Annotated in this window: 23 protein-coding genes; 13 read left to right on the forward strand and 10 right to left on the reverse strand. The window is 65.6% G+C overall.

Annotated elements, in window-relative coordinates:
• Positions 1–50: 50 nt before the first annotated feature.
• Both GORHZ_RS21735 and GORHZ_RS21740 read right to left on the reverse strand, forming a co-directional pair.
• Positions 51–1,133, reverse strand: a complete 1,083-nt coding sequence (locus GORHZ_RS21735) for a glycoside hydrolase family 183 protein (RefSeq protein ID WP_006336933.1) — start codon at positions 1,131–1,133, stop codon at positions 51–53.
• A gap of 69 nt (positions 1,134–1,202) precedes the next feature.
• On the reverse strand, positions 1,203–2,090 hold the full coding sequence (locus GORHZ_RS21740) for an acyl-CoA thioesterase domain-containing protein (protein ID WP_006336934.1): 888 nt from the start codon (positions 2,088–2,090) through the stop codon (positions 1,203–1,205).
• 66 nt (positions 2,091–2,156) lie between these two features.
• Between GORHZ_RS21740 and GORHZ_RS21745 the strand changes: the two genes are divergently transcribed.
• Positions 2,157–2,720, forward strand: coding sequence for an HdeD family acid-resistance protein (locus GORHZ_RS21745; protein ID WP_040532910.1), 564 nt, complete (start codon positions 2,157–2,159; stop codon positions 2,718–2,720).
• 25 nt (positions 2,721–2,745) lie between these two features.
• On the opposite strand, the gene GORHZ_RS21750 is transcribed toward GORHZ_RS21745, so the two are convergent.
• A complete protein-coding gene (locus GORHZ_RS21750) occupies positions 2,746–3,324 on the reverse strand; it encodes a hypothetical protein (RefSeq protein ID WP_006336936.1) in 579 nt (192 codons plus the stop codon).
• Positions 3,325–3,485: 161 nt separating this feature from the next.
• A complete protein-coding gene (locus GORHZ_RS31350; RefSeq protein WP_040532914.1) occupies positions 3,486–4,583 on the reverse strand; it encodes a DUF2189 domain-containing protein in 1,098 nt (365 codons plus the stop codon).
• Positions 4,584–4,731: 148 nt separating this feature from the next.
• Here GORHZ_RS31350 and GORHZ_RS21760 point away from each other — a divergent pair, with 148 nt between their 5' ends.
• Complete coding sequence (locus tag GORHZ_RS21760; protein ID WP_006336939.1) at positions 4,732–5,250, forward strand: DUF5709 domain-containing protein; 519 nt, start codon at positions 4,732–4,734, stop codon at positions 5,248–5,250.
• A gap of 33 nt (positions 5,251–5,283) precedes the next feature.
• On the opposite strand, the gene GORHZ_RS21765 is transcribed toward GORHZ_RS21760, so the two are convergent.
• Positions 5,284–5,733, reverse strand: a complete 450-nt coding sequence (locus GORHZ_RS21765) for a Clp protease N-terminal domain-containing protein (protein WP_157205309.1) — start codon at positions 5,731–5,733, stop codon at positions 5,284–5,286.
• Between the two features lie 79 nt (positions 5,734–5,812).
• Between GORHZ_RS21765 and egtB the strand changes: the two genes are divergently transcribed.
• Positions 5,813–7,063, forward strand: a complete 1,251-nt coding sequence (gene egtB, locus GORHZ_RS21770; protein WP_006336941.1) for an ergothioneine biosynthesis protein EgtB — start codon at positions 5,813–5,815, stop codon at positions 7,061–7,063.
• Entirely contained in the window at positions 7,060–8,016 is a 957-nt protein-coding gene (gene egtD / locus GORHZ_RS21775; protein ID WP_006336942.1) for an L-histidine N(alpha)-methyltransferase, read from the forward strand. The genes egtB and egtD overlap by 4 nt, the downstream gene beginning before the upstream one ends.
• Here the strand turns inward: egtD and GORHZ_RS21780 are convergent.
• On the reverse strand, positions 7,997–9,034 hold the full coding sequence (locus GORHZ_RS21780; RefSeq protein WP_006336943.1) for an LLM class flavin-dependent oxidoreductase: 1,038 nt from the start codon (positions 9,032–9,034) through the stop codon (positions 7,997–7,999). The genes egtD and GORHZ_RS21780 overlap by 20 nt on opposite strands.
• 112 nt (positions 9,035–9,146) lie before the next feature.
• Between GORHZ_RS21780 and GORHZ_RS21785 the strand changes: the two genes are divergently transcribed.
• Positions 9,147–9,530 (forward strand): SHOCT domain-containing protein, encoded by a 384-nt coding sequence (locus GORHZ_RS21785; RefSeq protein WP_006336945.1) that lies wholly within the window; start codon positions 9,147–9,149, stop codon positions 9,528–9,530.
• A 324-nt stretch (positions 9,531–9,854) separates the two neighbouring features.
• Here the strand turns inward: GORHZ_RS21785 and GORHZ_RS21790 are convergent, their stop codons facing one another.
• Positions 9,855–10,643, reverse strand: a complete 789-nt coding sequence (locus GORHZ_RS21790; RefSeq protein WP_006336947.1) for an HAD-IIA family hydrolase — start codon at positions 10,641–10,643, stop codon at positions 9,855–9,857.
• Between the two features lie 64 nt (positions 10,644–10,707).
• Here GORHZ_RS21790 and GORHZ_RS21795 point away from each other — a divergent pair, with 64 nt between their 5' ends.
• From GORHZ_RS21795 to GORHZ_RS21815, 5 genes are read left to right on the forward strand one after another with little or no spacing between them, the layout of a single operon-like run.
• Positions 10,708–11,685 (forward strand): ABC transporter permease, encoded by a 978-nt coding sequence (locus GORHZ_RS21795; RefSeq protein WP_006336949.1) that lies wholly within the window; start codon positions 10,708–10,710, stop codon positions 11,683–11,685.
• Positions 11,686–11,722: 37 nt separating this feature from the next.
• Positions 11,723–12,745 (forward strand): ABC transporter permease, encoded by a 1,023-nt coding sequence (locus GORHZ_RS21800; protein WP_006336951.1) that lies wholly within the window; start codon positions 11,723–11,725, stop codon positions 12,743–12,745.
• Positions 12,742–14,847, forward strand: a complete 2,106-nt coding sequence (locus GORHZ_RS21805) for an ABC transporter ATP-binding protein (RefSeq protein ID WP_006336953.1) — start codon at positions 12,742–12,744, stop codon at positions 14,845–14,847. The genes GORHZ_RS21800 and GORHZ_RS21805 overlap by 4 nt, the downstream gene beginning before the upstream one ends.
• A 47-nt stretch (positions 14,848–14,894) precedes the next feature.
• Positions 14,895–16,514 (forward strand): ABC transporter family substrate-binding protein, encoded by a 1,620-nt coding sequence (locus tag GORHZ_RS21810; protein ID WP_051999032.1) that lies wholly within the window; start codon positions 14,895–14,897, stop codon positions 16,512–16,514.
• A 37-nt stretch (positions 16,515–16,551) separates the two neighbouring features.
• Complete coding sequence (locus GORHZ_RS21815) at positions 16,552–17,232, forward strand: response regulator transcription factor (protein WP_040532917.1); 681 nt, start codon at positions 16,552–16,554, stop codon at positions 17,230–17,232.
• A gap of 10 nt (positions 17,233–17,242) precedes the next feature.
• On the opposite strand, the gene GORHZ_RS21820 is transcribed toward GORHZ_RS21815, so the two are convergent.
• Positions 17,243–18,604 carry a sensor histidine kinase gene (locus tag GORHZ_RS21820; protein ID WP_006336956.1) on the reverse strand — a complete coding sequence of 454 codons (1,362 nt, stop codon included), beginning with the start codon at positions 18,602–18,604 and terminating at the stop codon, positions 17,243–17,245.
• A 127-nt stretch (positions 18,605–18,731) separates the two neighbouring features.
• On the opposite strand from GORHZ_RS21820, the gene GORHZ_RS21825 reads away from it, so the two are divergent.
• From GORHZ_RS21825 to GORHZ_RS30280, 3 genes are all read left to right on the forward strand, one after another.
• Positions 18,732–19,448, forward strand: a complete 717-nt coding sequence (locus GORHZ_RS21825; protein ID WP_051999029.1) for a phosphatase PAP2 family protein — start codon at positions 18,732–18,734, stop codon at positions 19,446–19,448.
• A 10-nt stretch (positions 19,449–19,458) separates the two neighbouring features.
• Entirely contained in the window at positions 19,459–19,698 is a 240-nt protein-coding gene (locus GORHZ_RS21830) for a hypothetical protein (protein ID WP_169330688.1), read from the forward strand.
• 253 nt (positions 19,699–19,951) lie between these two features.
• The gene (locus GORHZ_RS30280) at positions 19,952–20,749 is read left to right on the forward strand and encodes a class I SAM-dependent methyltransferase (protein ID WP_006336961.1); all 798 of its coding nucleotides are present in this window, start codon (positions 19,952–19,954) and stop codon (positions 20,747–20,749) included.
• 55 nt (positions 20,750–20,804) lie between these two features.
• Here GORHZ_RS30280 and GORHZ_RS21835 read toward each other — a convergent pair whose 3' ends face one another.
• Positions 20,805–22,136, reverse strand: a complete 1,332-nt coding sequence (locus GORHZ_RS21835; protein ID WP_006336964.1) for a lysine N(6)-hydroxylase/L-ornithine N(5)-oxygenase family protein — start codon at positions 22,134–22,136, stop codon at positions 20,805–20,807.
• Positions 22,133–22,483, reverse strand: a 351-nt coding sequence (locus GORHZ_RS31430; protein ID WP_006336965.1) for a P-loop NTPase family protein, incomplete at its 5' end; no start/stop codon positions are given. The genes GORHZ_RS31430 and GORHZ_RS21835, both read right to left, overlap by 4 nt.

Below are 22,483 nucleotides of genomic sequence, written 5' to 3' on the forward strand. Positions count from 1 at the left end.
TCGGGTGCCCGCAACGTGTTCCGCGCGTGGTGGGCACCCGACCCGGTCGGTCAGGATCGGAGCAGCGGTAACCGCATCAGGTAGACCTGATAGCCCGTCGAGATCGAGTAGGTGAAGTAGAGCGTGCTGCCGGTCGACCACGGATGGATGTAGGGCGCGTACCCGCTGTACGGATTGTTCGCCGGCACCACGATCTCGCCGGAGGTCCACGGACCGGCGGGGTTGTCGGCGGTACGCATCACCACGCCGCGGTCGCTCTGTCCGAGGGAGATGAACTTGCCGAGGTAGTCGTTCCAGGCCACCGACAGTTCGCCGGTGGGTGCTCCCATCACCGGAGTGGCCGCATCCGGGTTGTTGCGCACCCAGCGCCCCCACGAGAAGTACTCGTAGGCGCCGAGGCGTTCGATGTTCTTCTGATCGACACGGGCGAGATAGACTGCGCCCCAACGGCCATCCGGGGTGCCGTACGTGTAGACGGTGTCGCCGACCTTGAGATAGGCGACCATCTGGAACTTCTTGTTCCCGCCACCGTTGGGGCGGAAGGCGTTGACGGCGCGCCAATTCGAACCGTTGTCGGTGGAGACGGTCAGGCCGGACCAATTCGTGTACCAGATGCCGGGCTGCGCCCAGTGGCGGACCGACATGACGTTGAGGTATTGCTTGCCGTTGGCGGCGACACCTCCGGTCGGGATGATGGTGATCTCTTTGTGCACGTTCGGCTTCAGCAGACGCTTGGCGTGTCCGGGCGGACCGGCGTGGGAGGTGAACGACATCCCGTCGGCGAGGTAGCGGTCGGAGCTGCGCAGCAGGACATTGGAACGCCAGTAGAACAGATCGCCGTAGAGCAGCGACCAGCCGTTGAACGACTGTGTGTCACCGAAGGCGGTCAGGATCTCCCCGTGGCCGTTGTCCCACATGACACCCAGATCGGTGCCGACGATGTCGTAGCGTGCGATCGTGTCGTTGAGCGAGAACGGCCCCGTCAGCCGCGTGACCATCGACGCCGGGCCCGCGGCCACCGGACCGGCCTGTGCCACCGGTGCCGTCACCACGCCCACGCCGAGCGCGGCCGTCAGCGACAACGCGGCCACACCGGATTTCCATCGTCGCGATCGCAGGATGCGCCCCACCATGGCGTGACCCTATCAAGGCCGTACGGAGACCGCGCTGTAACCGAGTGGAGTGCGGTCGGAACTGCGGTCTCAGCCTTCGCTATAGCGTCCGCGACGGTCGACGGTCGTGAAATCGATCTCGGCGGCCGCGTTGTCCACGCCGGTGACGAGGCCGACGCCGAACAGCCCGTCCCGGTCGTACAGGCGGGCCGTGCTCGTCGAGATGCCGTCTGCCTCGACATGGGTGTCGGCCTCGACCCCGATGCGGGACCCGACCGGCAGTCGGGTGAGCGAGACGGTCAGGTCGCAGTTGATGAAACCGATCCCGGTGGAACCCCAATTTCCCACGAGGCTCGTCGATTCCCCGCTGATCACGGCTCGCTGGAAGGGCGTCGGGTCCTCGCCGACCAGGGTGGACACCGCACGCGTCCACAGTCGTTTGCGACGGTTGTCCTGATGGGCGCCCATGTCCTGATCCCACTGCATCCGACCGCCGTCCCCGGCTCCCGGTCCCCCGGAACCGAACCACGGCAGCAGGTCGTCGGGTGTGGCCTCGGGCGGCCGGAAGCCGTCGTAGGTCCGTGTCCACCGCTCGCCCGGCGGATTCGTGGACTCCTTGACGAACACGGTGGTGCTGCGCGCCACGTGGACCTCGGAGTCGCCGTGGCGCTGCACCACGTCGACCTCGGCCACCTTGATCCGCCCGCCGTCGCGGATGAGCCGCTCACGGGTGAACGTCGGTATCTCCCTGGCCACCTTGAACAAGTCGATGGTGAAGCGTGCGGGACGGAAGCCCGTGAGCGAGAAGCGTTCCTCCGCGGCCCGCGCGGCGACCGCGCAGACGGCCGGGCCGTTCAGGGTGCCGGGTGCCCACAGGCTGCGCGCGAATCGGGTCGGGGCGTAGGAGATCTGCGCGTCGTCGTCGGGATCGGTCTCCGCTGTGTGTGCTTCGCGTGCGAAAAAGGCGATCGACGACACGAATTTCCCTTCTGTTCGGCGGGTCAATGTGGTGTCGAGCCCTGCGGATCGTACTAACCTTCGGTCATGACAATGGCAGATTACTCAAGGCAGATGCCGAACGAGGCGGTGGCCTTCGTCCGGACGACCATGATCACCACCTCGATCATCGGAATCGTGCTGGGCATCATGATGCTCGTGTGGCCCAACGTCACGCTGTTGGTGATCGCGGTGCTATTCGGGATTTCGCTGATCGTCGCGGGCCTGTTCCGCATCTATGCGGCGTTCGCGGCGTCGCTGCTGTCCGGTGGGTGGCGTTTGCTGCTCGGCCTCGTCGGTGCGCTGATTCTCGCGGCCGGGATCATCGCGCTGTTCAACCCGGAGAAGTCCCTGTGGCTGTTGGCGATCTTCATCGGTATCGCCTGGATTTTCCAGGGAGTCGCCGATCTCGCACAAGCGATCACTGGGTCGATGCACGCACCCCGCTGGCTGTTGATTCTCTCCGGTGCCGTCTCGATCATCGCGGGCATCGTGATGATGACGATCCCGGGCCTGGCATGGACCGCCTTCGTGTGGATCGCCGCGATCATGCTGATCGTCATCAGCGTCGTCACGCTGTTCATCCTGCCGAAGAAGGTCGAGACCGTCTGAGGTCTCGACCGAGTGCCGGATGACCTCAGGCCACGATGAGCCCGTCGATGGTGACCTCCGCCCGTGCGGTCGCCGTGTCGGCGGGTAATTCGTCGATCAAGCGGTTGATCGCGACGAGCACGTCGTGACTGTGTGACAGTCGTGCGCTGTCGATGAGTGGCGTGTCGGCGGTCATCATGCGGACGGGATCGGCCTCTGCGCGGTGCGCGACCGCAGCCGCCAACAGTCGTTTGGCCTGTTGCGGATCGGTGTCCCACAGCGCGTCGGCGGTGGTCAGGTACAGGCGTACGGCGGGCGGGTAGTCGTGGAGGTGGAGCAGCGCCCACGCCCAGTGCTTGGCGACGTCGACGGTGTCGGACTGGGCCGGACCGTGGGTCCGGACATACTTGCCGTGCAGTTCCCGACACAGCGGCGTGGCATCGGCCCATAGGTGCAGATGCGACATGCACCGGACACAGTCGTGCAGGTTCGACAGGTACTTGACCGAGTACGGCCCCTCGCGGCGGGACCGGATCTCGCGGAGCACCGAGAACTCGGCCAGAGCGTGAGAGTATTCGCCGGCGGCCAGGAACGCCTCGGCCTCCACCTGCATCTCGTCGATCATCTTCATCATTGTCGGGGACGCGGGCCGGTGATGGGCGATTTCGCGCGGAAACGGTGCCCAACCGAAACCGGGTACCCCTGGGAAATGCGAAGCGACCGGGCCGCCACCCGATGAGGTGGCGGCCCGGTCGTGTCGGTCAGGTGTGCGAGTACCGAAGCGGCTCAGTACTGCTGAGTCGGCGGGTAGGGCGGCGGCGCTGTCGGCGCGACCAGTCCGACGGGCACGATCTGTCCCCCGGTGAAGAAGCGGTAGGCGTAGACGCTCGACATGACCGTCAGCGGGAACGTCACCAGCAGACCCACCAGGCACAGTAGGGCACCCAGGATCAGCAGGCCGATGTTGGCGAGCGCGAGCAGGAGTAGCGGTCCGACGTTCTTGCTGATCACCGAGAAACTCGACTTGATCCCCTCGATCGGGTCGAGGTTGCGATCCACCACGAAGGTGATCGACCAGTAGGCCAGGAACGCGAAGATGATGCCCGGGATGATCAGCAGGATGAATCCGATCACCGTGCCGATGGCGACGAGTAGTGCGGTGAGGATGACCGGGCCGAACGGGATCCGGAAGAAGGCGCCGAAATCCGGCTTGGTGCCGCTGACCTCGTCGAGCGCACCTCGTGCGTAGGCGCCCTGGAAGATCCAGCCGACGACGGCCGCGATGATGCTGAAGATGGTCGAGATGGCCCAACCGCCGTCGCTGCCGGACAACGCCGAACCGATCCAGTTGATCGCCGACGTGACGACGCCACCGACCAGGATCACCAGGATCCAGGGCAGCGGGTTCTCCTTGTATCGATTCCACGCGTAGCTGATGGCGGCGCCGACCGAGAACTCCGGCTGCGCCGGGGCGCCGTATCCGGCCGGCGGGTACCCGGGTGCGCCGTAACCGCCTTGAGGTGCGCCGTAACCGCCCTGTGGGGCGCCGTAGCCACCGGGGGTGCCGTAGCCACCCTGGGGGGTCCCATAACCGCCCTGGGGCGCTCCATATCCACCCTGCTGGCTCCCGTATCCACCGCTCGGACCGCCTGCGGGAGGCGGGTATCCGCCGGGCGGCGGATACCCCGAGCCGGGCGGCGGCGGTGGGGTGCTCCCCGGCGGAGGGTAGGAGCCGGGCGGCGGCGACGACGGTGGCGGCGTTGACGGCGGCGGTCCCGAAGGGGGCGGATATCCGCCGCTTGCGTTGGGGTCCGGGGTTTGCCCGGAGGTCCCGCCGGCTGCGGAGTCAGAGTCGGGATTGTTCGGATCGGGCGGTGTGGTCATGGCAGGGAGAATACGGAACACCAACCGAGGTCAACAGTGTTTGGCGCCTGCGCGTCGTGTCATCGTCGTATGAATCCGGTGGATATGGCCGGGACCTTGGGCGGGTCTTTCGCCGTGTTGGTGGATCCGGTCGTCGGCGGCTGGCATCGTGATCACTGTGAACGACATCGGCAGCACCCCGGAAGGGTCGGACGGCGAGTACAGCCTCGATGACGACGACCAGCTCCAGCCGGAGGACACCCTTGACGACCGAGGCATCGACGACGTCCTCGACGAAGGGTTCTCACCGCCGGACCATCGGCCGAGCGGGGCGCGCCGCGGACTGACAACCGCCGAACAGCGAACGGGGGAGACGCTCGACGAACGACTCGCCGAGGAGACGCCCGACGTCGGCGCAACGGATCCGCTCGACGACGCCGAGAGGGACTGGCGCTCGCATGAATCCGACCGCGACGACGACTACGACGACACCGATCAGGCCGGTGTGCGGCGAGCCGGCCGACTGATCTCCCCGGACGAGGGCACCGGTGCGCACGACGATCAGGAATCCTTCGCCACCGACGTGGGTATCGACGGTGCGGGCGCGTCGGCCGAGGAGGCCGCGATGCACTACATCGATGCCGACGAGATGGAGGCGTCCGAACGCGCCGACAGCCAGGTGGACTGAGGGGTTGCCTCCACGTCGGGGCGTGCGGACCTGTCAGTGTCTCGATTCCGCGAGAAGTTCCACGACGTGGCTCCGCGCGCCCGCGGCATCGACGTGCAAGGACGAGAGTGTCTCCGACATGGCCGGGTCGGTGAACAACGCGAGCAGCAGATGCTCGGTACCGATGAAATCGTGGCCCATCTCCACGGCGGTCGCCACGGTCGCCTCGAGCACTGATCTTGACCGGTCGTCGTAGGGCACAACGGATCTCCCGGCGTCCGTCTCGGTGCCAGGCGGCGACGATGACTCGACGGCCGCCGCGGCCGGGCTCGCCAGGTCGGTGCCCAGCGCGCGCAGCGTCAGATCGGCGAGGGACTCGGGAGCGGTGACCAACCCGCGGGCGATCTCGCCGAGGTGGTCGGCGGTGACGCGGAATTGTCGGTACTCCGTGATGTCATGGACGTCGTCGTCGCCGCGCGTGACCTCGTTGACAGCCCTTGCCACCGTGGTGACGATGGAGGCCAGGGTTGCCCGTCCGCCCCGGTTCACCCGACCGAGGCACACAGCACACGGGAGGTACCAAATGAGCATCATCAATCGAGCGACGCCGGTTTCGTCGTCGCTCGTCGGCAGATTCCTCGACGTCCGGGGATTGACCGACACCCTCACGGCGCATCTGTCCGCCGAGGACCAGACACCGCAGTCGATGACCGAGGCCAGCCCGGCGAAATGGCACCGGGCGCACGTCACGTGGTTCTTCGAGGAGTTCATCCTCCGCAACGACCCGACATACGTCGTGTACGACGAGACCTACCGCTACCTGTTCAACAGCTACTACGAGGCCGTAGGACCGCGCCATCCACGGCCCGAACGGGGGTTGGTGACGCGTCCAGGGGTTGCCGACATCGGTCACTACCGCGAATACGTGGACAATGCGATGATCGGGCTTCTCGAACGCGGCGCGCTCGACGATGCGTCGATCGCCCTCGTCGAACTCGGGTGCAACCACGAACAGCAGCATCAGGAACTGCTGTTGATGGACATCAAGCACCTTTTTTCCACCCACGCGTTCGACCCCGTCTACGTCGACCGCGAGATCGATGAGGCCGGCGAGATCCCACCCCTCACCTGGCGTCCGATCACCGGCGGCGTCACCGAGATCGGCGTGCCCGACGGGGCTTCGACATTCTCCTACGACAACGAGGGACCACGCCACCGCGTCTACCTCGAGGATTTCGAGATCGCCGACCGCGCGGTGACCAACGCCGAATGGCGGGCGTTCATGGGCGACGACGGATATCGCCGCCCGGAGTTGTGGCTGTCGGACGGCTGGGCGCACATCCAGCAGACCGGTTGGCGCGCCCCGGGCTACTGGCGCGAGGCCGACGGCGAATGGACGACATTCACCCTTTCCGGGCGCCGGCGGGTCGTCCCCGACGAACCGGTGGTCCACGTCAGCTTCTACGAGGCCGACGCGTATGCGCGGTGGGCGGGGGCGCGGCTGCCGACTGAATTCGAATGGGAAGCCGCAGCGCTCACCGGAGGATCGGCTCGCGGACAGCTGCTCGACACCACACGCTGCCATCCCGGCCGGGCCGGCACGACGATGATCGGCGACGTCTGGGAATGGACCTCCAGCGCCTATCTGCCCTATCCGGGTTTCGTCCCGGCCAACGGTGCGGTCGGGGAGTACAACGGCAAGTTCATGTGCGATCAGCACGTGTTGCGCGGCGCCAGCGCCATCACCCCTCCCGGACACGAACGCGCGACCTACCGCAACTTCTTCCCTGCGCCGGCACGATGGGTCTTCTCCGGGCTGAGGTTGGCGCGATGACGGTCGACATCGACAACCCGCTCGCCGCCGACGCGGTCACCGGGCTGTGGGCGTATCCGCCGACGCTGCCGCCGAAATGGCTCTACGACGAGCGTGGCAGCCGACTGTTCGACGAGATCACCCGGCTGCCCGAGTACTACCCCACGCGGCGCGAGACCGCGATCCTGGAGGCACACGCCGCCGACATCGCGCAGGCCACGAATGCGGAGATGCTCGTCGAGTTCGGGTCCGGTACATCGACCAAGACGCGACTGTTGTTGCAGGCCTTCGCCGATCGCGCCGCGACCCTCGGGCGCCCCGTCACCTACGTTCCGCTCGACGTGAGCACCGAGATCCTCGAATCGTCGGCCGCGGTCCTCGCCTCTGACTATCCGGGGATCGATATACACCCGATGGTGACCGATTTCACCAGCCCGGGTCTGGTATTGCCGCCGTCGACGGGTCCGCGGATGGCGGTCTTCCTCGGCGGTACCATCGGTAATTTCGACGATGCCGAACGTGCGGTCTTTCTCGAGCGGCTCGCGGCGGTGTTGAGTCCGGGGGACTACTTCCTGCTCGGTGCCGATCTCATCAAGGACACCGGACGGCTTGTCGCTGCCTACAACGACAAGGCCGGAGTGACCGCGGATTTCAACCGGAACATGATCGAGGTGCTGCGCGCCGGTCTCGACGCACAGGGCCTGTACGCGGACGATTTCGATCACATCGCGCGATGGAACCCCGGCCGCCATCGGATCGAGATGTGGCTGCGAGCGCGCCGTGATATCGATGTCTATTTCGCAGTGCTACAACGACACTGGAAGCTTTCCGCGGGCACCGAGGTGCTCACCGAGATCAGCACGAAGTTCGATCCGTCAGACCTTGCAGGCGAACTCGCCGCGGCAGGCCTGCGCGAGGTGCGTTCCTGGACCGATGATGCGGGGGACTTCCTGCTCACGTTGAGCTGTCGTTGAGTAGTTCGCGCACCCGCCCGATCACCCGCGTCCCATAGAGTTCGATGCTGCGCATGAGCTTGGCGTGGGGCAACGTGCCATGCGAATACTTCATGTCGAACCTACTGAGCCCCAGCGCCTTCGACGTCGCGGCGATCTTGGTGGCGACGGTCTCGGGGGAGCCGACGAACAGGGCTCCGGACGGGTCCGCAGACCGGTCGAACTCTATCCGCGTGGGCGGTGGCCAGCCGCGTTCGGCACCGATGCGCGCGACATAACCCCGGTAGTGCGGCCAGAGCTCCTCGCGCGCCTGTTCGTCGGTGTCGGCGACGTGGCCCGGACAGTGCACGCCGACCGGTAGATCGGTGGGTCCGTCGTACTCGCCGAGCGCCCGCCGGTAGAGGTCGACGTAGGGCGAGAACCTCAGTGGGTCACCGCCGATGATCGCAAGCATGAGGGGCAGCCCATAGGAGGCGGCGCGGATCACCGATTCCGGGCTGCCGCCGACTGCGATCCAGGTGGGCAGCGGCGGTTTCTCGAGCGGCGGGTACACCGGCTGCCGGGCGAGCGGTCCCCGCGTCGAACCCGACCAGGTGACCGGCTCGCCGTCACGGAGCTGGGCGAACAGCGAGAGCTTGTCGCTGAACAGCTCCTCGTATTCGGTCAGATCGAAGCCGAACAGCGGGAAGGATTCGGTGAACGAGCCTCGGCCGAGAATCACTTCGGCACGCCCGTCCGAAAGTGCGTCGATCGTCGAGAAGCGCTCGTAAACCCGAATCGGGTCGTCGGAACTGAGGACCGTCACTGCCGAACCCAGTCGGATGCGGGAGGTTCGGGCCGCGATGGCGCCGAGTATCACCTCCGGCGCGGAGATCGCGTAGTCGTCGCGGTGATGCTCACCGACACCGAGGAAGTCGACACCGACGTCGTCGGCCAGAACCGCCTGATCGAGCACGTTGCGGATGGTCTGGGCCGCGGTCAGCGGCTGGCCGGCATTGTCGACCGTGATGTCGCCGAAGGTGTCCAGCCGCAGTTGCATGAAAACGAATCGTAGTCAATCCGCGCTGTGGTAACTGCCATGTGAGAAGCTATGGACGCACCGACGAGGATCGTCGGAACCCGACCTCAGACAGAAAGCAGGAATACTTCCCATGTGGAACTCATTCTGGGACTTCATCTGGTACACCGTCGTCATCTTCGCGTTCGTCGCGTACCTGATCATCCTCTGGCACATCATCGTCGACCTGTTCCGTGACAAGGAGTCGTCGGGCTGGATCAAGGCGATCTGGATCATCTTCCTGATCATCGTCCCCTACATCACGGCCATCGTGTATCTGCTCGTCAAGGGCCGCGGCATGGCCGAGCGGCAGGAGCAGGCGGTCAAGGAGGCCAAGGCCGCCACCGACAGCTACATCCAGTCCGTCGCCTCTCCCAAGAGCCCGGCCGAGCAGATCGCCGACGCCAAGGCATTGCTCGACTCCGGTGCCATCAGCCAGCAGGAGTTCGACACTCTCAAGGCGAAGGCGCTGGGTTAGGTTCCCGGGCGCGTTTTCGCGCGAGGCGCGGGGCGCGTTTCGCGCCGAGAGCACCCGGTTTTTCGCCGACAGCACCCGATTCCGTTTTCGGAGTCGGGTGCTGTCGCGTTGTCTGGGGTGCTGTCGGCGAAAAACCGGGTGCTCTCGGCCGCCGTGCTGGTGGCGTCGCGGGCGATGCTGCGGTTGTCGACGCGAGGGGGTCGGGTTGGGGAGGTGAGGTTGGCGAAAAACCGGGTGCTCTCGGCTGCCGTGCTGGGGGCGTGGGGAGGCGTGCCGGGGTTGTGGACGCGAGGGGGTTGGGTTGGGGAGGTGAGGCCGGAAGGGTCAGCTTTCGGTGGGGAAGGGATTCTGGGTGTGGCCGACCAGGTCGGCGACAGACGCGATGACGCGGGTCGGACGGTAGGGGAAACGTTCCACGGATTCCGGGGTGGAGATGCCGGACAAAACCAGGATGGTCTGCAGGCCCGCCTCGAGGCCGGAGACGACGTCGGTGTCCATGCGATCGCCGATCATCAGCGTGTGTTCGGAGTGCACGCCGATCTGGCGCAACGCCGAACGCATCATCAGCGGATTCGGCTTCCCCACGAAGTAGGGTTCGCGCCCGGTGGCGCGCGCGATGAGCGCCGCGACGGCGCCCGTGGCCGGCAGGGAGCCGGCGGTTGACGGGCCGGTGGCGTCGGGATTGGTCGCGATGAACCGGGCGCCGTGTTCGACCAACCGGATGGCGGTGGTGATCGCCTCGAAGGAGTAGGTGCGGGTCTCCCCGAGGACCACGTAGTCGGGATCGGAATCGGTGATCACGTAGCCGATCTCGTGCAGTGCCGTCGTCAGACCCGATTCGCCGACGACGTAGGCGGTGCCTCCCGGTCGTTGGGAATCGAGGAAACGCGCGGTCGCCAGCGCGGACGTCCAGATCGATTCCTCGGGGATGTCCAGCCCGGTGCGCAGCAGCCGGGCGCGTAGATCGCGTGCGGTGCGGATGGAGTTGTTGGTCAGCACGATGAACGGCGTCCCGTTCTCTTTCAGTTCGGCGAGAAAGGCATCGGCGCCCGGGATCAGGTGCTCCTCTCTGACCAGTACACCGTCCATGTCCATGAGGTAGTTCCAACCCATGACCCGAGCCTAGTTCGACCCGGATGTCGCGCATCCGATGGCCCGCACTGCCAGAATGGGCCGAATGATCGGTTACCTCACCAAGCGCATCGCGGGGTGGGCGGTATTGGTCTTTCTGGCGACGAACCTGACGTACTTCCTCGCATCGTGGTTTCTCGACCCCCGATCCAATTACGCACAGCGCAAACCACCGCTCCCCGCGCAGGTCGTGGATACCACCCTCGACAGCTACAACCTGAACGACAAGACACCCATCCTGGAGCGCTGGTGGACCTGGCTCGAGGGCGTCGTGGTGCACTGGGATTGGGGTGCCACACCGGTCGGGACCAGCGTCAACGCCCAGATCGGCTTCCGTCTGGCCGCATCGGCGCAGCTCATCGCGGGTGCCACCGTGATCTCCACACTGCTCGGCATCGCTCTCGGGGTGTACACCGCGTTGCGCCAGTACCGGCTCTCCGACCGCGCCTGGCAGTTCGTCTCGATCGTGATGTTCGTCGTCCCGGTCGCGGTTGCGGGCCTCGCCGTCGTGCTGCTCGGCATCACCATCAACCAGCAGGTTGGACACACCGTGTTCCTGGTGTCGGGATCGTCGAGCGTCGACGTCCACGGCTTCCTCCCGGTCCTGGTCGACCGGATTCAGCACCTCATCCTGCCGACGATCACGCTGGTGGTGGTCTCCTACGCGGGCCTGCACATGCTGCAGCGGTCGCTCCTGCTCGACACCATCAACGCCGACTATGTCCGCACTGCCCGAGCGAAGGGACTCACCCGCGGGGTGGCGGTACGACGACACGCGCTGCGTACCGCGATCATCCCCGTCGCGGTCGGTGTGGCGTTCGCTATCCCGGCGGTGTTCACCGGCGCGGTCATCACCGAGACGATCTTCGGGTGGGAGGGCATGGGCCGCTATTTCGTCACGTCGATCAACACCAACGACGTGCACGGCGTGGTCGCGGTCGCCGCGTTCGGTGCACTGGTCACGGCGGTGGGTGCGATCCTTGCGGACGTCGCAGTGGTCAGCCTCGATCCGCGGGTGCGGTGAGAACCGTGTCGATGACGAGACCGTTGAGGAGCCTGCCGTGGTGACGCTGCCACCCGAACCGAACCGGCGCGAGCCATGGCCGGCGAATCGCCGGAACCGGGCCGAACCGACCGCGAACGTCCCGCTGGTCAGCGAAACCGGGGGACCGATCGCCGACGGTGTGGGCCCCACCCAGGAGAGCATCGAGGTACCCGTCGCCCGTCGTCGGCGTGGCCGACTGCGATTGATCGCCACCCGGTTCGCGCGAAACCGGACCGCGCTCGGCGGTCTCACCGTGTTCGTGCTGCTGGTGCTCTTCGCGCTGTTCGGGGGCCTGCTGACGTCGTACAGCTACTCCGATGTCGACTTCGCCGCGCTCGGTGTGCCGCCGTCGCCGGAGCATTGGTTCGGCACCAATGACGCCGGCAACGACCTCTACGCGCAGGTGGTGCACGGGCTGCAACGATCGCTGGTGATCGCGGTGACGGTGTCGTTGGGCACGATCGTGATCGCCGCCTTCGTCGGTGCCGGCGCGGCCTATTTCGGCGGGCGGGTGCAGGCCGTGGTACTCGGCCTGCTGTACCTGTTGCTGGTGGTACCGACATTCTTGATCCTCGCGCTCATCTCCAGTCGCACCGGAGGTGATTGGCGCTGGCTCATCGTGGTACTCACGTTGACCGGGTGGATGATGCTGGCCCGTGTGATCCACTCGATGGCGCAGTCGATCCGGGAAAACGACTATGTGCGGGCAGCACGGTATCTCGGCGAACCGCCGTTGGTGATCATCGCGCGGCACATCGTGCCGAACCTGGCCTCGCTGTTGGTGATCAACTTCGCGCTTGGAGTCGTGGCCACAGTGCTCGCCGAGACCGCCCTGTCGTTCCTCGGTTTCGGTGTCCAAGTCCCCGATGTGACGTTGGGCTCCTTGCTGCAGGAGGGCACCGGAACGCTGACCTCGTCGCCGTGGTTGTTCTACTTCCCCGCCGGCACACTGGTGTTGCTCACCGTGTCGATGGCGTTGATCGCCGACGGCCTGCGCGACGCGCTGGACCCGACATCGTCGGCGGGAGCGCACGCGTGAGTACTGCCGAACCCGTCCTCTCAGTGCGCGACCTCGACGTCGAGTTCGGCAGCGAGGCAGGCCGCGTGCATGCGGTCCGGGGTGTGTCGTTCGATCTCGCCGCCGGTTCGGCGACCGCCATCGTCGGTGAATCGGGGAGCGGGAAGTCGGTGACCGCGCTCGGTGTGCTCGGCTTGCTACCGGATACCGCCAGGATGTCGGGCTCTGTGCGACTGCGCGGCCGGGAGCTGATCGGTCTCGACGACGTGGCCATGTCGAAAGTGCGTGGCAACGAGATCGCGATGATCTTCCAGGATCCGCTGTCGTCGTTGACCCCCGTCTTCACCGTCGGTGATCAGATCGCGGAAGCAGTTCTGGCACATCAGGACCTTCCGAAGCGTCGGGCCGCCGAGCGTGCCGTGGAACTGCTCGACCTCGTGGGCATCCCCGACCCGTCGCGGCGGGCCCGCGCCTACCCCCACGAGCTGTCCGGCGGTATGCGGCAGCGGGTGATGATCGCGATGGCGATCGCCAACAACCCGAAAGTCATCATCGCCGACGAACCGACGACCGCGCTCGACGTCACCATCCAGGCGCAGATCCTCGAGGTGCTCGGGCAGGCGCGGCGCGAAACCGGAGCGGCACTGCTGCTCATCACCCACGACCTCGGCATGGTCGCCGGAACGGCCGACGACGTGGTGGTCATGTATGCCGGCCGGACCGTCGAGAAGTCAGGTGTCGACGCGCTTTTCCGAACCCCCCGGATGCCGTACACGATCGGACTGCTCGGAGCGGTACCGCGGGTCGACCGACGTACCGACGCCCTGACCCCGATTCCCGGTACTCCACCGCTCCTGATCGACCTGCCGGATGCCTGCCCGTTCGCGCCGCGCTGCCCGATCGTCGGCGACGAATGCCGGAAGCGAGAGCCGGCTCTGGAATCGGTGGCCGACGCTCACGTGGCGGCGTGCCTGAGATCCGGAGAGATCGGCGACGACCAGACGATCGACGGCAGTCCCGTCTTCGCCCCCGACACCCAGAATCCCGTCGACGACGCCCCGGTTCCCGTCGACAGCCCCCACGCGCCCGGTAGCCGTCCCGTGGTGTTGCGGGTACGCGGTCTGCGCAAGGAGTTCCCGCTGACCGGCGGACTGCTCCGCCGGCGGGTGGGCACCGTGCGAGCGGTCACCGGTGTCTCCTTCGACCTCCACGCGGGCGAGACGCTGGCGATCGTCGGGGAGTCGGGCAGCGGTAAGTCGACGACGCTGCGTGAACTCATGGACTTCACCCAACCCGAAGGCGTCGTCGGGGTCGACGGCACCGATCCCGCGACCATGTCGAAGCGGTCCGCGCGCGTGCTGCGCCGCAGGATGTCGATGGTGTTCCAGGACCCGGCAAGCGCCCTCGATCCGCGGTTCACCGCATTCGACATAATCGCCGAACCATTACGTGCACTGGGGATGTCGCGATCTGAGGTGGGCGAGCGGGTTGCCGGGCTCATGCGGCGGGTCGGACTTGATCCGGCTCATGCCGACCGCTACCCGATCGCGTTCTCCGGCGGTCAGCGACAGCGCATCGCGATCGCCCGCGCGCTGATCACCGATCCGGCGCTGGTGATCCTCGACGAGCCGCTGTCGTCGCTCGACGTCTCGGTGCAGGCCGACATCGTGAACCTCATCGCGCGGCTGCAGCGCGACTCCGAGATCGCCTATCTTCTCGTGGCCCACGATCTGTCGGTGGTCCGTCACGCCGCCGACCGGGTCGCGGTAATGTATCTGGGCGGCTTCGTCGAGGTCGGTACCGCCGAGCAGATCTTCGATGCGCCAACGCATCCCTACACTCGCGCGCTGCTGTCCGCCGTACCGGTACCCGACCCCGTCGTCGAACGCGATCGGCGACCGATCCTGCTGACCGGTGAACAGCCCTCACCGACAGCGGAATACGCGGGGTGCTCCTTCGCGGGTCGGTGTCCGCTGTATGCGGAACTCGACGAGGAGCATCGAAATCGTTGCCGGACAGAGGTTCCGGGACTGCGTGTCGTCGCCACCGCCACCCCCTCGCATGAGGCGGCATGTCATCACTTCGAGAAGGTCTTGTCCCCGATACAGGAGGTAGCACGGTGAAACGTCTCGGTACGGCCCCGGCGGTCGTCGCTGTGGTGGTCGCGGCGATGGTTGCGCTCGTCGCAGGCTGTGGCTCGGGCGGCAGCGACTCGTCGACGACGCCGAAGACATCCGGAGCCGAACTCAACGAGCAGCCGCGGGACAACATCCGCGACGGTGGGACATTGACCACCGCGCTGCCCGAGGTGTCACCACAGTGGAACACCTTCCAAGCCGACGGCACCGCCTACACGCTCGGCCTCTGGCGCTGGTACAACCCGACGTTGGCGTACTTCGCGCCGGACGGCACCTACTCGTTCAACCGCGACTACCTCACCGACGTGCAGACGACGCTGGAGGACGGCAAGACGGTGGTCACCTACACCATCAACCCGAAGGCGTTCTACAACGACGGCACCCCGATCGACTATCGCGCCTTCGTCAACACCTGGGTCGCCTCCCGTGGCACCGATCCGTCGTATGTGGTCGGGTCGTCCGACGGATACGACCAGATCGAATCGGTGACCCGGGGTGTCGACGACCGTCAGGCGATCGTCCGGTTCAAAGGCGTGTGGGCCTGGCCGAACGGACTCTTCAACTACCTGCTGCACCCGAAGGTGGCGACCGCAGAGCAGTTCAACAAGGCCTACATCCAACAGCCGCATCCCGAGTGGGGTGCCGGACCGTACACCGTGAAGTCCTACGACTCCCAGACCGGCGTGGTGATCTTCGAACGCAACCCGAAATGGTGGGGCAATCCCGGCAAACTGGACCAGCGGATCTACCGCCAACTCGAGGATCAGGCGTCCATCAACGGCTTCCGCAACGGTGAACTCGACGCCATCGGCGTTTCCAGCAAGGAGAACCTGGCGCAGGTCCAGGGTATGCAGGGGATCGACATCCGGTCCTCGGCCTCGACGGGGGTGTCGTTGATGGTCGTCAATCTCGATGCGCCATTGCTGGGTTCATCCGAGGTGCGGGAGGCGGTCCTGGCCGGTGTGGACCGCGAGACGCTGGCCAAGGTGCGGTTCAACGGTCTCGACTACAGCGAGCAGTTGCCCGGGTCACTGACATTGTTCCCTTTCGAACCCGGCTACGAGGACAACCTCGACGGTGTCGTCGACTTCAACCAAGACAAGGCCAAGTCGCTGCTCGATGGCCAGGGCTGGACACCGGGCTCCGACGGCATCCGGACGAAAGACGGAAAACGGCTCACCCTGACAATGCCCGTCACCGGCGACTCGCCGACCGTGGCGAACATCGCCCGGTCGCTGCAGGCCATGATGAAGTCGATCGGTGTTGATCTCGCCGTCCAGTCGCGCAGCAGTGCCGAGTTCTCGAAGATCGTGGTGAACAAGGAATTCGATGTCTTCCTGATGGGCTTCAGTTCCTCCGATCCGTACGGCATGGCCTATCTGTGCCAGATCTGGTGCGAGGGGTCGCAATTGAACAAGGCCGGTGCCGGTTCACCGGAGTTGGACGCGAAGATCCGGGCAGTAGCGCAGATCTCCGACCCGAACGAGCAGATCAAGGAGGGCAACAAGGTGGAGCGTGAGGCCTTCGGTCAGTTCTCCGATCTGCCGCTCTACAACGGTCCGTCGATGGTGGCGGTCAAGGAGAAGCTCGCGAACTACGGGGCGGGACAGTTCTACATCGGCCCGATCGAGGACATCGGCTGGCAGAAGTGACGCGACGCCACCCGCGTGAAGCGTGGATAGTGGAGACGTGCGCGTTCTCGTAGTGGACGACGACCGTAATGTCGCGGAGACGGTCCGGCGGATGATGGTGGCCGAGGGATGGGTCGTCGACGTCACCTATGACGGCGTCAGCGGCCTCGAGAAGGCCCGCAACAACCATTTCGACGTCATCATCCTCGACATCATGATGCCCGGCCTCAACGGCTACGAGGTCGTCCGTGAACTGCGCCGCGGCGGGGTGTGGACGCCGGTGTTGATGCTGACGGCCAAGGACGGCGAATACGACCAGGCCGACGCGTTCGACTTCGGCGCCGACGACTATCTGACGAAACCGTTCTCCTTCGTCGTGCTGATCGCACGGCTGCGGGCCCTCGCGCGCCGCGGCGCGCCCGAACGCCCCCCGGTACTGACGGCGGGCTCGCTGTCGCTGGATCCGGCCGCCCACGTCGCCAAACGCGGCGACACCGTGCTGGAGCTGACGCCCCGTGAGTTCGGGATGCTGGAGTTCCTGATGCGGCACAAGGGTGAGGTGGTGACCAAGGCCGAGATCCTGGACTCGGTGTGGGACATCAACTACCGAGGCGACGAGAACGTCGTCGAGGTCTACGCCAGCTATCTGCGCCGGCGGATCGACGCACCGTTCGGATGCAAGGCGATCGAGACGGTCCGCGGGGTCGGCTACCGGCTCGCCGCCGACGGTGGTGGCTGAGCCCGGACCTCTACGGTTCCCAGGGCGTCATCGGCAGAGTGAACCCGATCGTGGCGCCGCCACCTGGCGTGTCGGCGATGACGACCTTGCCGTGATGGGCGCGGATGATCTCGTCGACGATCGCCAGCCCGAGCCCGGACCCTCCGCTGCTGCGGTTGCGGGTGGTGTCGAGCCGCACAAACCGTTGCAGGACACGTGGCTTGTCGACGTCGGGGATTCCGGCGCCGTTGTCGGCGACGGTCACCGTCACGCGAGTCCGGTCGTCGCTCACGCTCATCTCGAAGTCGAGTCGGTCCTGGGTGTGCCGGGCGGCGTTGTCGGCGATGTTGCGCAGCGCCCGTGCCAGCTTCTCGCGGTCGCCGCGGACCCGCGCGGCGACGATGTGCGCGCCGATGCGGTGTCGGCCGAGCGCCTCGAGCCGGGTGACCTCGGCGCTGACGATCTCGTCGAGGTCGACGTCGGCGACCCGAAGCGGCACTCCGTGCTCGTCGGCTCGGGCCAGGAGCAGCAGGTCGGCCACCATCCCCTGCAGGCGCAGTGCCTCGGGCATCATCACGGTGTCGACGGTCTCGGTGTCGATCACCTGCTTTTTGCTGCTGGCCAGATCGAGCAGCCCCACCAGCGTGGTGAGCGGGGCGTTGAGTTCGTGCGAGGCGTCGTTGACGAACCGCATCTGCTGTGTCCGCGCGGTGTCGATACGGTCGAGCATCGCGTTCATGGTGGTCGCCAGTGTGGCGATCTCGTCTCCGGTGGTCGGCACCGGTACCCGCCGGTCGAGTTCACCGCCCGAGATGTCGTCGACCTGGCGGCGGATCTGCTCGACGGGCTCGAGGGCCCGGCCGACGAAGTAATAGGTGAGTACCGCCATTCCGATGACGATGAGCGGGAACACGATGCAGCACATCAGGCCGACGACGAGGACAAGCCAGTTGATATCGCGTTCTGAGGCGCCGACGACGATCGTGACCGTACCGTCGTTCGGGGTGGCGATGCCGACGACGGTGGCGCGGTATTCCGGACTCGACGGCGTCGGTCGCCCGCCGTCGATGACCTCCTGGCTCCCCGGCGCCGCCGGGGTGGCCAGTGGCCGCGACCCGGCGGGACCGTTGGTCACCTGCACGAGTCCCTGTTCATCGATCACCTGGACGATGTCCACATTGCGGGTGGGCATCAGCAGCGACGACTCGACCCCCTCGATGCCGTCGTCGCGGACCACGTCGGCGATCGACTTCGCTCGGGCCGCGGTCGAGGTGTCCGCGACGTGCAGCAGGACGTGGTGGATCACGAGGACCAGCACGACGGCCGCGATGGCGAGCGCACCCGTCACCAGGGCGGTGGCGAGCAGTGTGAGGCGATTACGGACGGGTCTCATCCGATCACCCACCCACCGTGCCAACCGCGACAGACGAACCCGCACCACAGCGACAGTAATCGGGCGCGCAGCGGCTCTGCAGTGTTACTCAGCGTCTCCTAAGCGCGATGCGACCAGCATCATCACCATGGCATCAGTGTGGGTGAGAAGGCTGGCGGCGGTACTGCTGCTGGCACTGGTCGGTATCGTCGGCGTTTTCGTGGCCTTTCACAGCGGCCCGTTCGGCGTCGACCAGGCGGTCATGAACTGGATGGTCGCCCATCGCAGCGCGAGTTCCATGTCGGTGATCTCGCTGATCTCCGACGCGTTCGGTCCGGTGATGGTCGTGATGTGGACAGTTGCCATCGCCGCGGTTCTGGTGATGCGCGACCGCAACGTCGGCCGTGCCGCCGCCGTGCTCGCCGGTGTCGCGTGCGCCGGGGTCGTCACCGAGGTGGCCAAGGTCCTGGTGGCACGTCCGCGGCCCCCGATGCAGTATCACCTGGCCACCGCCGAGATGACGTACTCCTACCCGTCGGGACATGTCACCGGGACATGTGCGCTGGCGCTGATGACCGCGGTCGTCGCGACGTCGGCAGCCTCGCGGCGGGTCCGCACGATCGCGATCGCGTCCGCGGTGCTGATCGGTGCCGCGGCCGCGTTCACCCGTCTGTACCTGGGCGTGCACTGGTTCTCCGACGTCCTCGCGGCCTTCGCCGTCGCAGCCGTCGCGGCACTCGTCGTCCCCGGTCTCGTCGATGCCGTGCTCGTCACGCTGCGCGAACGACTGCCGGACCGGCTACCCGAGTGGATCGACACGAACCGCCCCCGCACGGCGACGGTTCATCCGACCCGTGTCCACTGACATCGCCGCCATGACCGGATCGCCCCTCGCGCTGAACAAGGTCGCCGAGACCTCGGCTTACTCGTGGGCGATCCGGGCGGTCGCGGGGAGAGTGGAAGAGGCGGCCGATGTCGCTCGAACATTCGCCGGTGTGCAGTTGATCGCCGCCGTCGCCGTGATCGTGCTGGTGATGACTTTTGTCGCCTATCGGTGCGTGGCATGGTCAGGCCGTGGTCTGCACGGCCGCACCACACGTAACCGGCTGCCATGACGCGTTCACGGGAGGTGTCAAAATGGCCCACAGGAGGGGATGACGCGCGAGGCCCCGTGCACGAACAACCGCCTTCGCCCGCGTCTCCGCATAGAACTCCTTCAGTGCTGCCATGACCACATTCTCCTGGGGCGTATACGGTCTCCACCAGAGACCCTGGAGGGTTCACAGTCCCAGCAGGAAAAAGGGAAGGCGTGAGGTTCGTCGGGACCGAACGCCTCGGCGACGCGGGCATATCGCATATAGTCCAACCATGAGTTGTGAGAGTGACGGAAAGACCATCTACGAGTCAGCTCCTACGACCGACCGGAACGCCGAGCTTCTGGCAAAACGGCACCATTTTGATAGCCTTGACTCGCTTATCGACTACCTGCCTCGCCATGCAAACGTACTCGATGTCGGTGCGGGCCTCTCCAACCTCGGAACGACGGTGGCTGGGGCACGGCCAGACGTCCGTTGGATCAATTTTGATTTTGGTTACAGTGACCCTTTCATACTCGACAGGGCCAGGGCCGATGCCCCTGGAAACATCAGTTTTGTCGCCGGCGATGCCACTAGAATCTCCCAAACTCTCCCAGGCGAAGAGTTCGACGCTGTATTTTCTTACTGGATGTTCCCACACCTGTCTATCGACAGCGAGTTGCCCGCCGAGAATGCGGCCCGTCAGATTTACCGGGTCGCCAAGCAGGATGCTTTGATTTCCATCGGACCTAAAACGGATATGCGCCTATTTCCCCTCCTTCACGAGAAGGAATCCTTTCTCACATATAAGGAGTCGACGTTACACGAGGATGAATTCTCCAAAGAAGTCGTGCTCGCTACGAAGCTCGGGCCGCTTGTGCGCTACATTTCAAGGATTAACAACTCAGTAGCAGCCCAGGCAATTGGCACGACCGTAGGAATCCAGAGAGACGGATTTGTACTGCGTGTTTACGATCGGCAAACCAATACCTATGTCGGCCCTTTTACACATAGTGGATCCAGAATAATTGGCAGCATCGCTACGGCCGCTTGTCGCTATGTTGTAAGAAACCCGCCACATTTCCTTTAGCTGTGCAAACAGTCGCCTGGCGCATGAACTGGCGCGGCAGACCCCTGACCAGCCGTTAGCGTCGACCGGGCATCACGTTCCGGTCGCGAGCCACTGATCGCACGATCTCCCCAGTGCGTATCGCGACGTTGGACAGCAGCGACGACGAGATCCCATGGGTGTGTTCGGTTCCGCCCTGGAGGTAGATCGCACCACTGGTGGGGCGTCGCGTCACCAGACGGTAGTCGCGCGTCACGGCGGGGCCGTCCTCCTCGTACACGACATCGTCGGCCAGTTTTCCGAGGATGGGGGCAACATTCATGTGCTCGAAGCCGGTCGCACAGACGACCGCATCGCAATGGAGGTCCTCGGTCAGTCCCGTCGGCTCATTGGCGACCCTGACCAGCGCCTCGCAACCACGATCCTCGATCCTGACCGCGCGCGAGGCTCCGTGCATGAACAAGCGTCGCCGGCCGGCGACGCGCTCATCGTATTCACGGGCGTAGAGCTCTTCGATCAGAGGGAGGTCAACGGCCGAGTAATTTGTTCTGCGGTGATAGCTGAGCAGCCTCCTTCGATACTCCGGCGTCGAGGCGTAGAAGTCATCGATGGCACCCGGATCGAAGATGCGATTGGCGTATGGGCTGTCGTCGGCCGGGCTGAAACCGTACTTGGCGAAGACCGCATGGACTTCGGCATCCGGATAGGTCGAGTGCAGATACTCGACTGTTTCGGCGGCACTTTGTCCGGCGCCGAGGACGGCGAACCGCCGCTGATGAGTGCTCGGCAGATCCTCGAGCAGACCCAACAGATTGTGATTGTGGAACACACGCGGCGAAGGATTCACTCCTTCTGGCATCCGGGGGACCAATCCGGTCGAGATCACGATGTTGCGCGCTCGTGCGACGCCTTTGCTGCGGCCGTCTGTACGGGCCTCGAAATGGTCGCCGGCATCTCGGATCGCGACCACGCTGGAGCCGTAGACGACATGGGCGTCGACGGTCCGGGCCGCCCACCGGAGGTAGTCGTCGAATTCGCGCCGGGTGGGGAAGAAGGTCTGGTGATTGATGAAGTCGGTGAGACGGCCGACTTCGGCGAGGTAGCCGAGGAACGAATACCGGCTCTGCACATTGCGCTGTGTGACCAGATCCTTGAGGAACGAGACCTGCATGGTGGTCCGGGGCAGCAACATCCCCGGGTGCCAGCCGAACTCCTCCTGACGCTCGACGAACCGTGCGCGGACCGGCGGCTCACCGGACTCGCTGTTGTGCTCGGCCACAGCGATCGCCAGAGCCAGGTTGGACGGACCATAACCGACCCCGAGGACATCGACGATATCGGAGCCTCCGGCGCCCGCCGCGTCGCGAACGGTCGTCGTGGTTTCGTTGGATCGGATCGAGCTGCTCATATGTGGCCCTCCGGGTCGTTCGGTCGTTCGGTGAGTCGGTCAGAGAGGCGCGAAGTGAGGTCGTTGTCGGGCGTTCTCCGTTCCGTCCGTGCACTCCACATCTGTTCGAGTACACCGCCGGCTGCGACGAGTTCATCGGGTGGCCCATGCTCGGTGACCACGCCATCATCAAGTAAGGCGACGATGTCCGCAGACCTGATCTGGTCGAGACGGTGTGCTGAGACAAGTGCGGTGCGACCACGGGTCACCACCGCGGCGGCTCGTTCCACTTCGGCCACATGATGGCTGCCGGCTTCGTCGGTGGCTTCGTCGAGGATCGCTATCGCCAGGTCGGCCAGACAGGCTTC

Source organism: Gordonia rhizosphera NBRC 16068 (assembly GCF_000298195.1).
GTDB lineage: Bacteria > Actinomycetota > Actinomycetes > Mycobacteriales > Mycobacteriaceae > Gordonia > Gordonia rhizosphera.

Coding starts and splice junctions, on each gene's coding strand:
- GORHZ_RS21785 (WP_006336945.1), top strand. CDS start 9,147: ATGTGGAACTCATTCTGGGACTTCATCTGGTACACCGTCGTCATCTTC.
- GORHZ_RS21825 (WP_051999029.1), top strand. CDS start 18,732: ATGGCATCAGTGTGGGTGAGAAGGCTGGCGGCGGTACTGCTGCTGGCA.
- GORHZ_RS21750 (WP_006336936.1), bottom strand. CDS start 3,324: ATGATCGACGAGATGCAGGTGGAGGCCGAGGCGTTCCTGGCCGCCGGC.
- egtB (WP_006336941.1), top strand. CDS start 5,813: ATGAGCATCATCAATCGAGCGACGCCGGTTTCGTCGTCGCTCGTCGGC.
- GORHZ_RS21830 (WP_169330688.1), top strand. CDS start 19,459: ATGACCGGATCGCCCCTCGCGCTGAACAAGGTCGCCGAGACCTCGGCT.
- GORHZ_RS21780 (WP_006336943.1), bottom strand. CDS start 9,034: ATGCAACTGCGGCTGGACACCTTCGGCGACATCACGGTCGACAATGCC.
- GORHZ_RS30280 (WP_006336961.1), top strand. CDS start 19,952: ATGAGTTGTGAGAGTGACGGAAAGACCATCTACGAGTCAGCTCCTACG.
- GORHZ_RS21735 (WP_006336933.1), bottom strand. CDS start 1,133: ATGGTGGGGCGCATCCTGCGATCGCGACGATGGAAATCCGGTGTGGCC.
- GORHZ_RS21745 (WP_040532910.1), top strand. CDS start 2,157: ATGACAATGGCAGATTACTCAAGGCAGATGCCGAACGAGGCGGTGGCC.
- GORHZ_RS21790 (WP_006336947.1), bottom strand. CDS start 10,643: ATGGGTTGGAACTACCTCATGGACATGGACGGTGTACTGGTCAGAGAG.
- GORHZ_RS21820 (WP_006336956.1), bottom strand. CDS start 18,604: ATGAGACCCGTCCGTAATCGCCTCACACTGCTCGCCACCGCCCTGGTG.
- GORHZ_RS21835 (WP_006336964.1), bottom strand. CDS start 22,136: ATGAGCAGCTCGATCCGATCCAACGAAACCACGACGACCGTTCGCGAC.
- GORHZ_RS31350 (WP_040532914.1), bottom strand. CDS start 4,583: ATGACCACACCGCCCGATCCGAACAATCCCGACTCTGACTCCGCAGCC.
- GORHZ_RS21810 (WP_051999032.1), top strand. CDS start 14,895: ATGGTTGCGCTCGTCGCAGGCTGTGGCTCGGGCGGCAGCGACTCGTCG.
- GORHZ_RS21795 (WP_006336949.1), top strand. CDS start 10,708: ATGATCGGTTACCTCACCAAGCGCATCGCGGGGTGGGCGGTATTGGTC.
- egtD (WP_006336942.1), top strand. CDS start 7,060: ATGACGGTCGACATCGACAACCCGCTCGCCGCCGACGCGGTCACCGGG.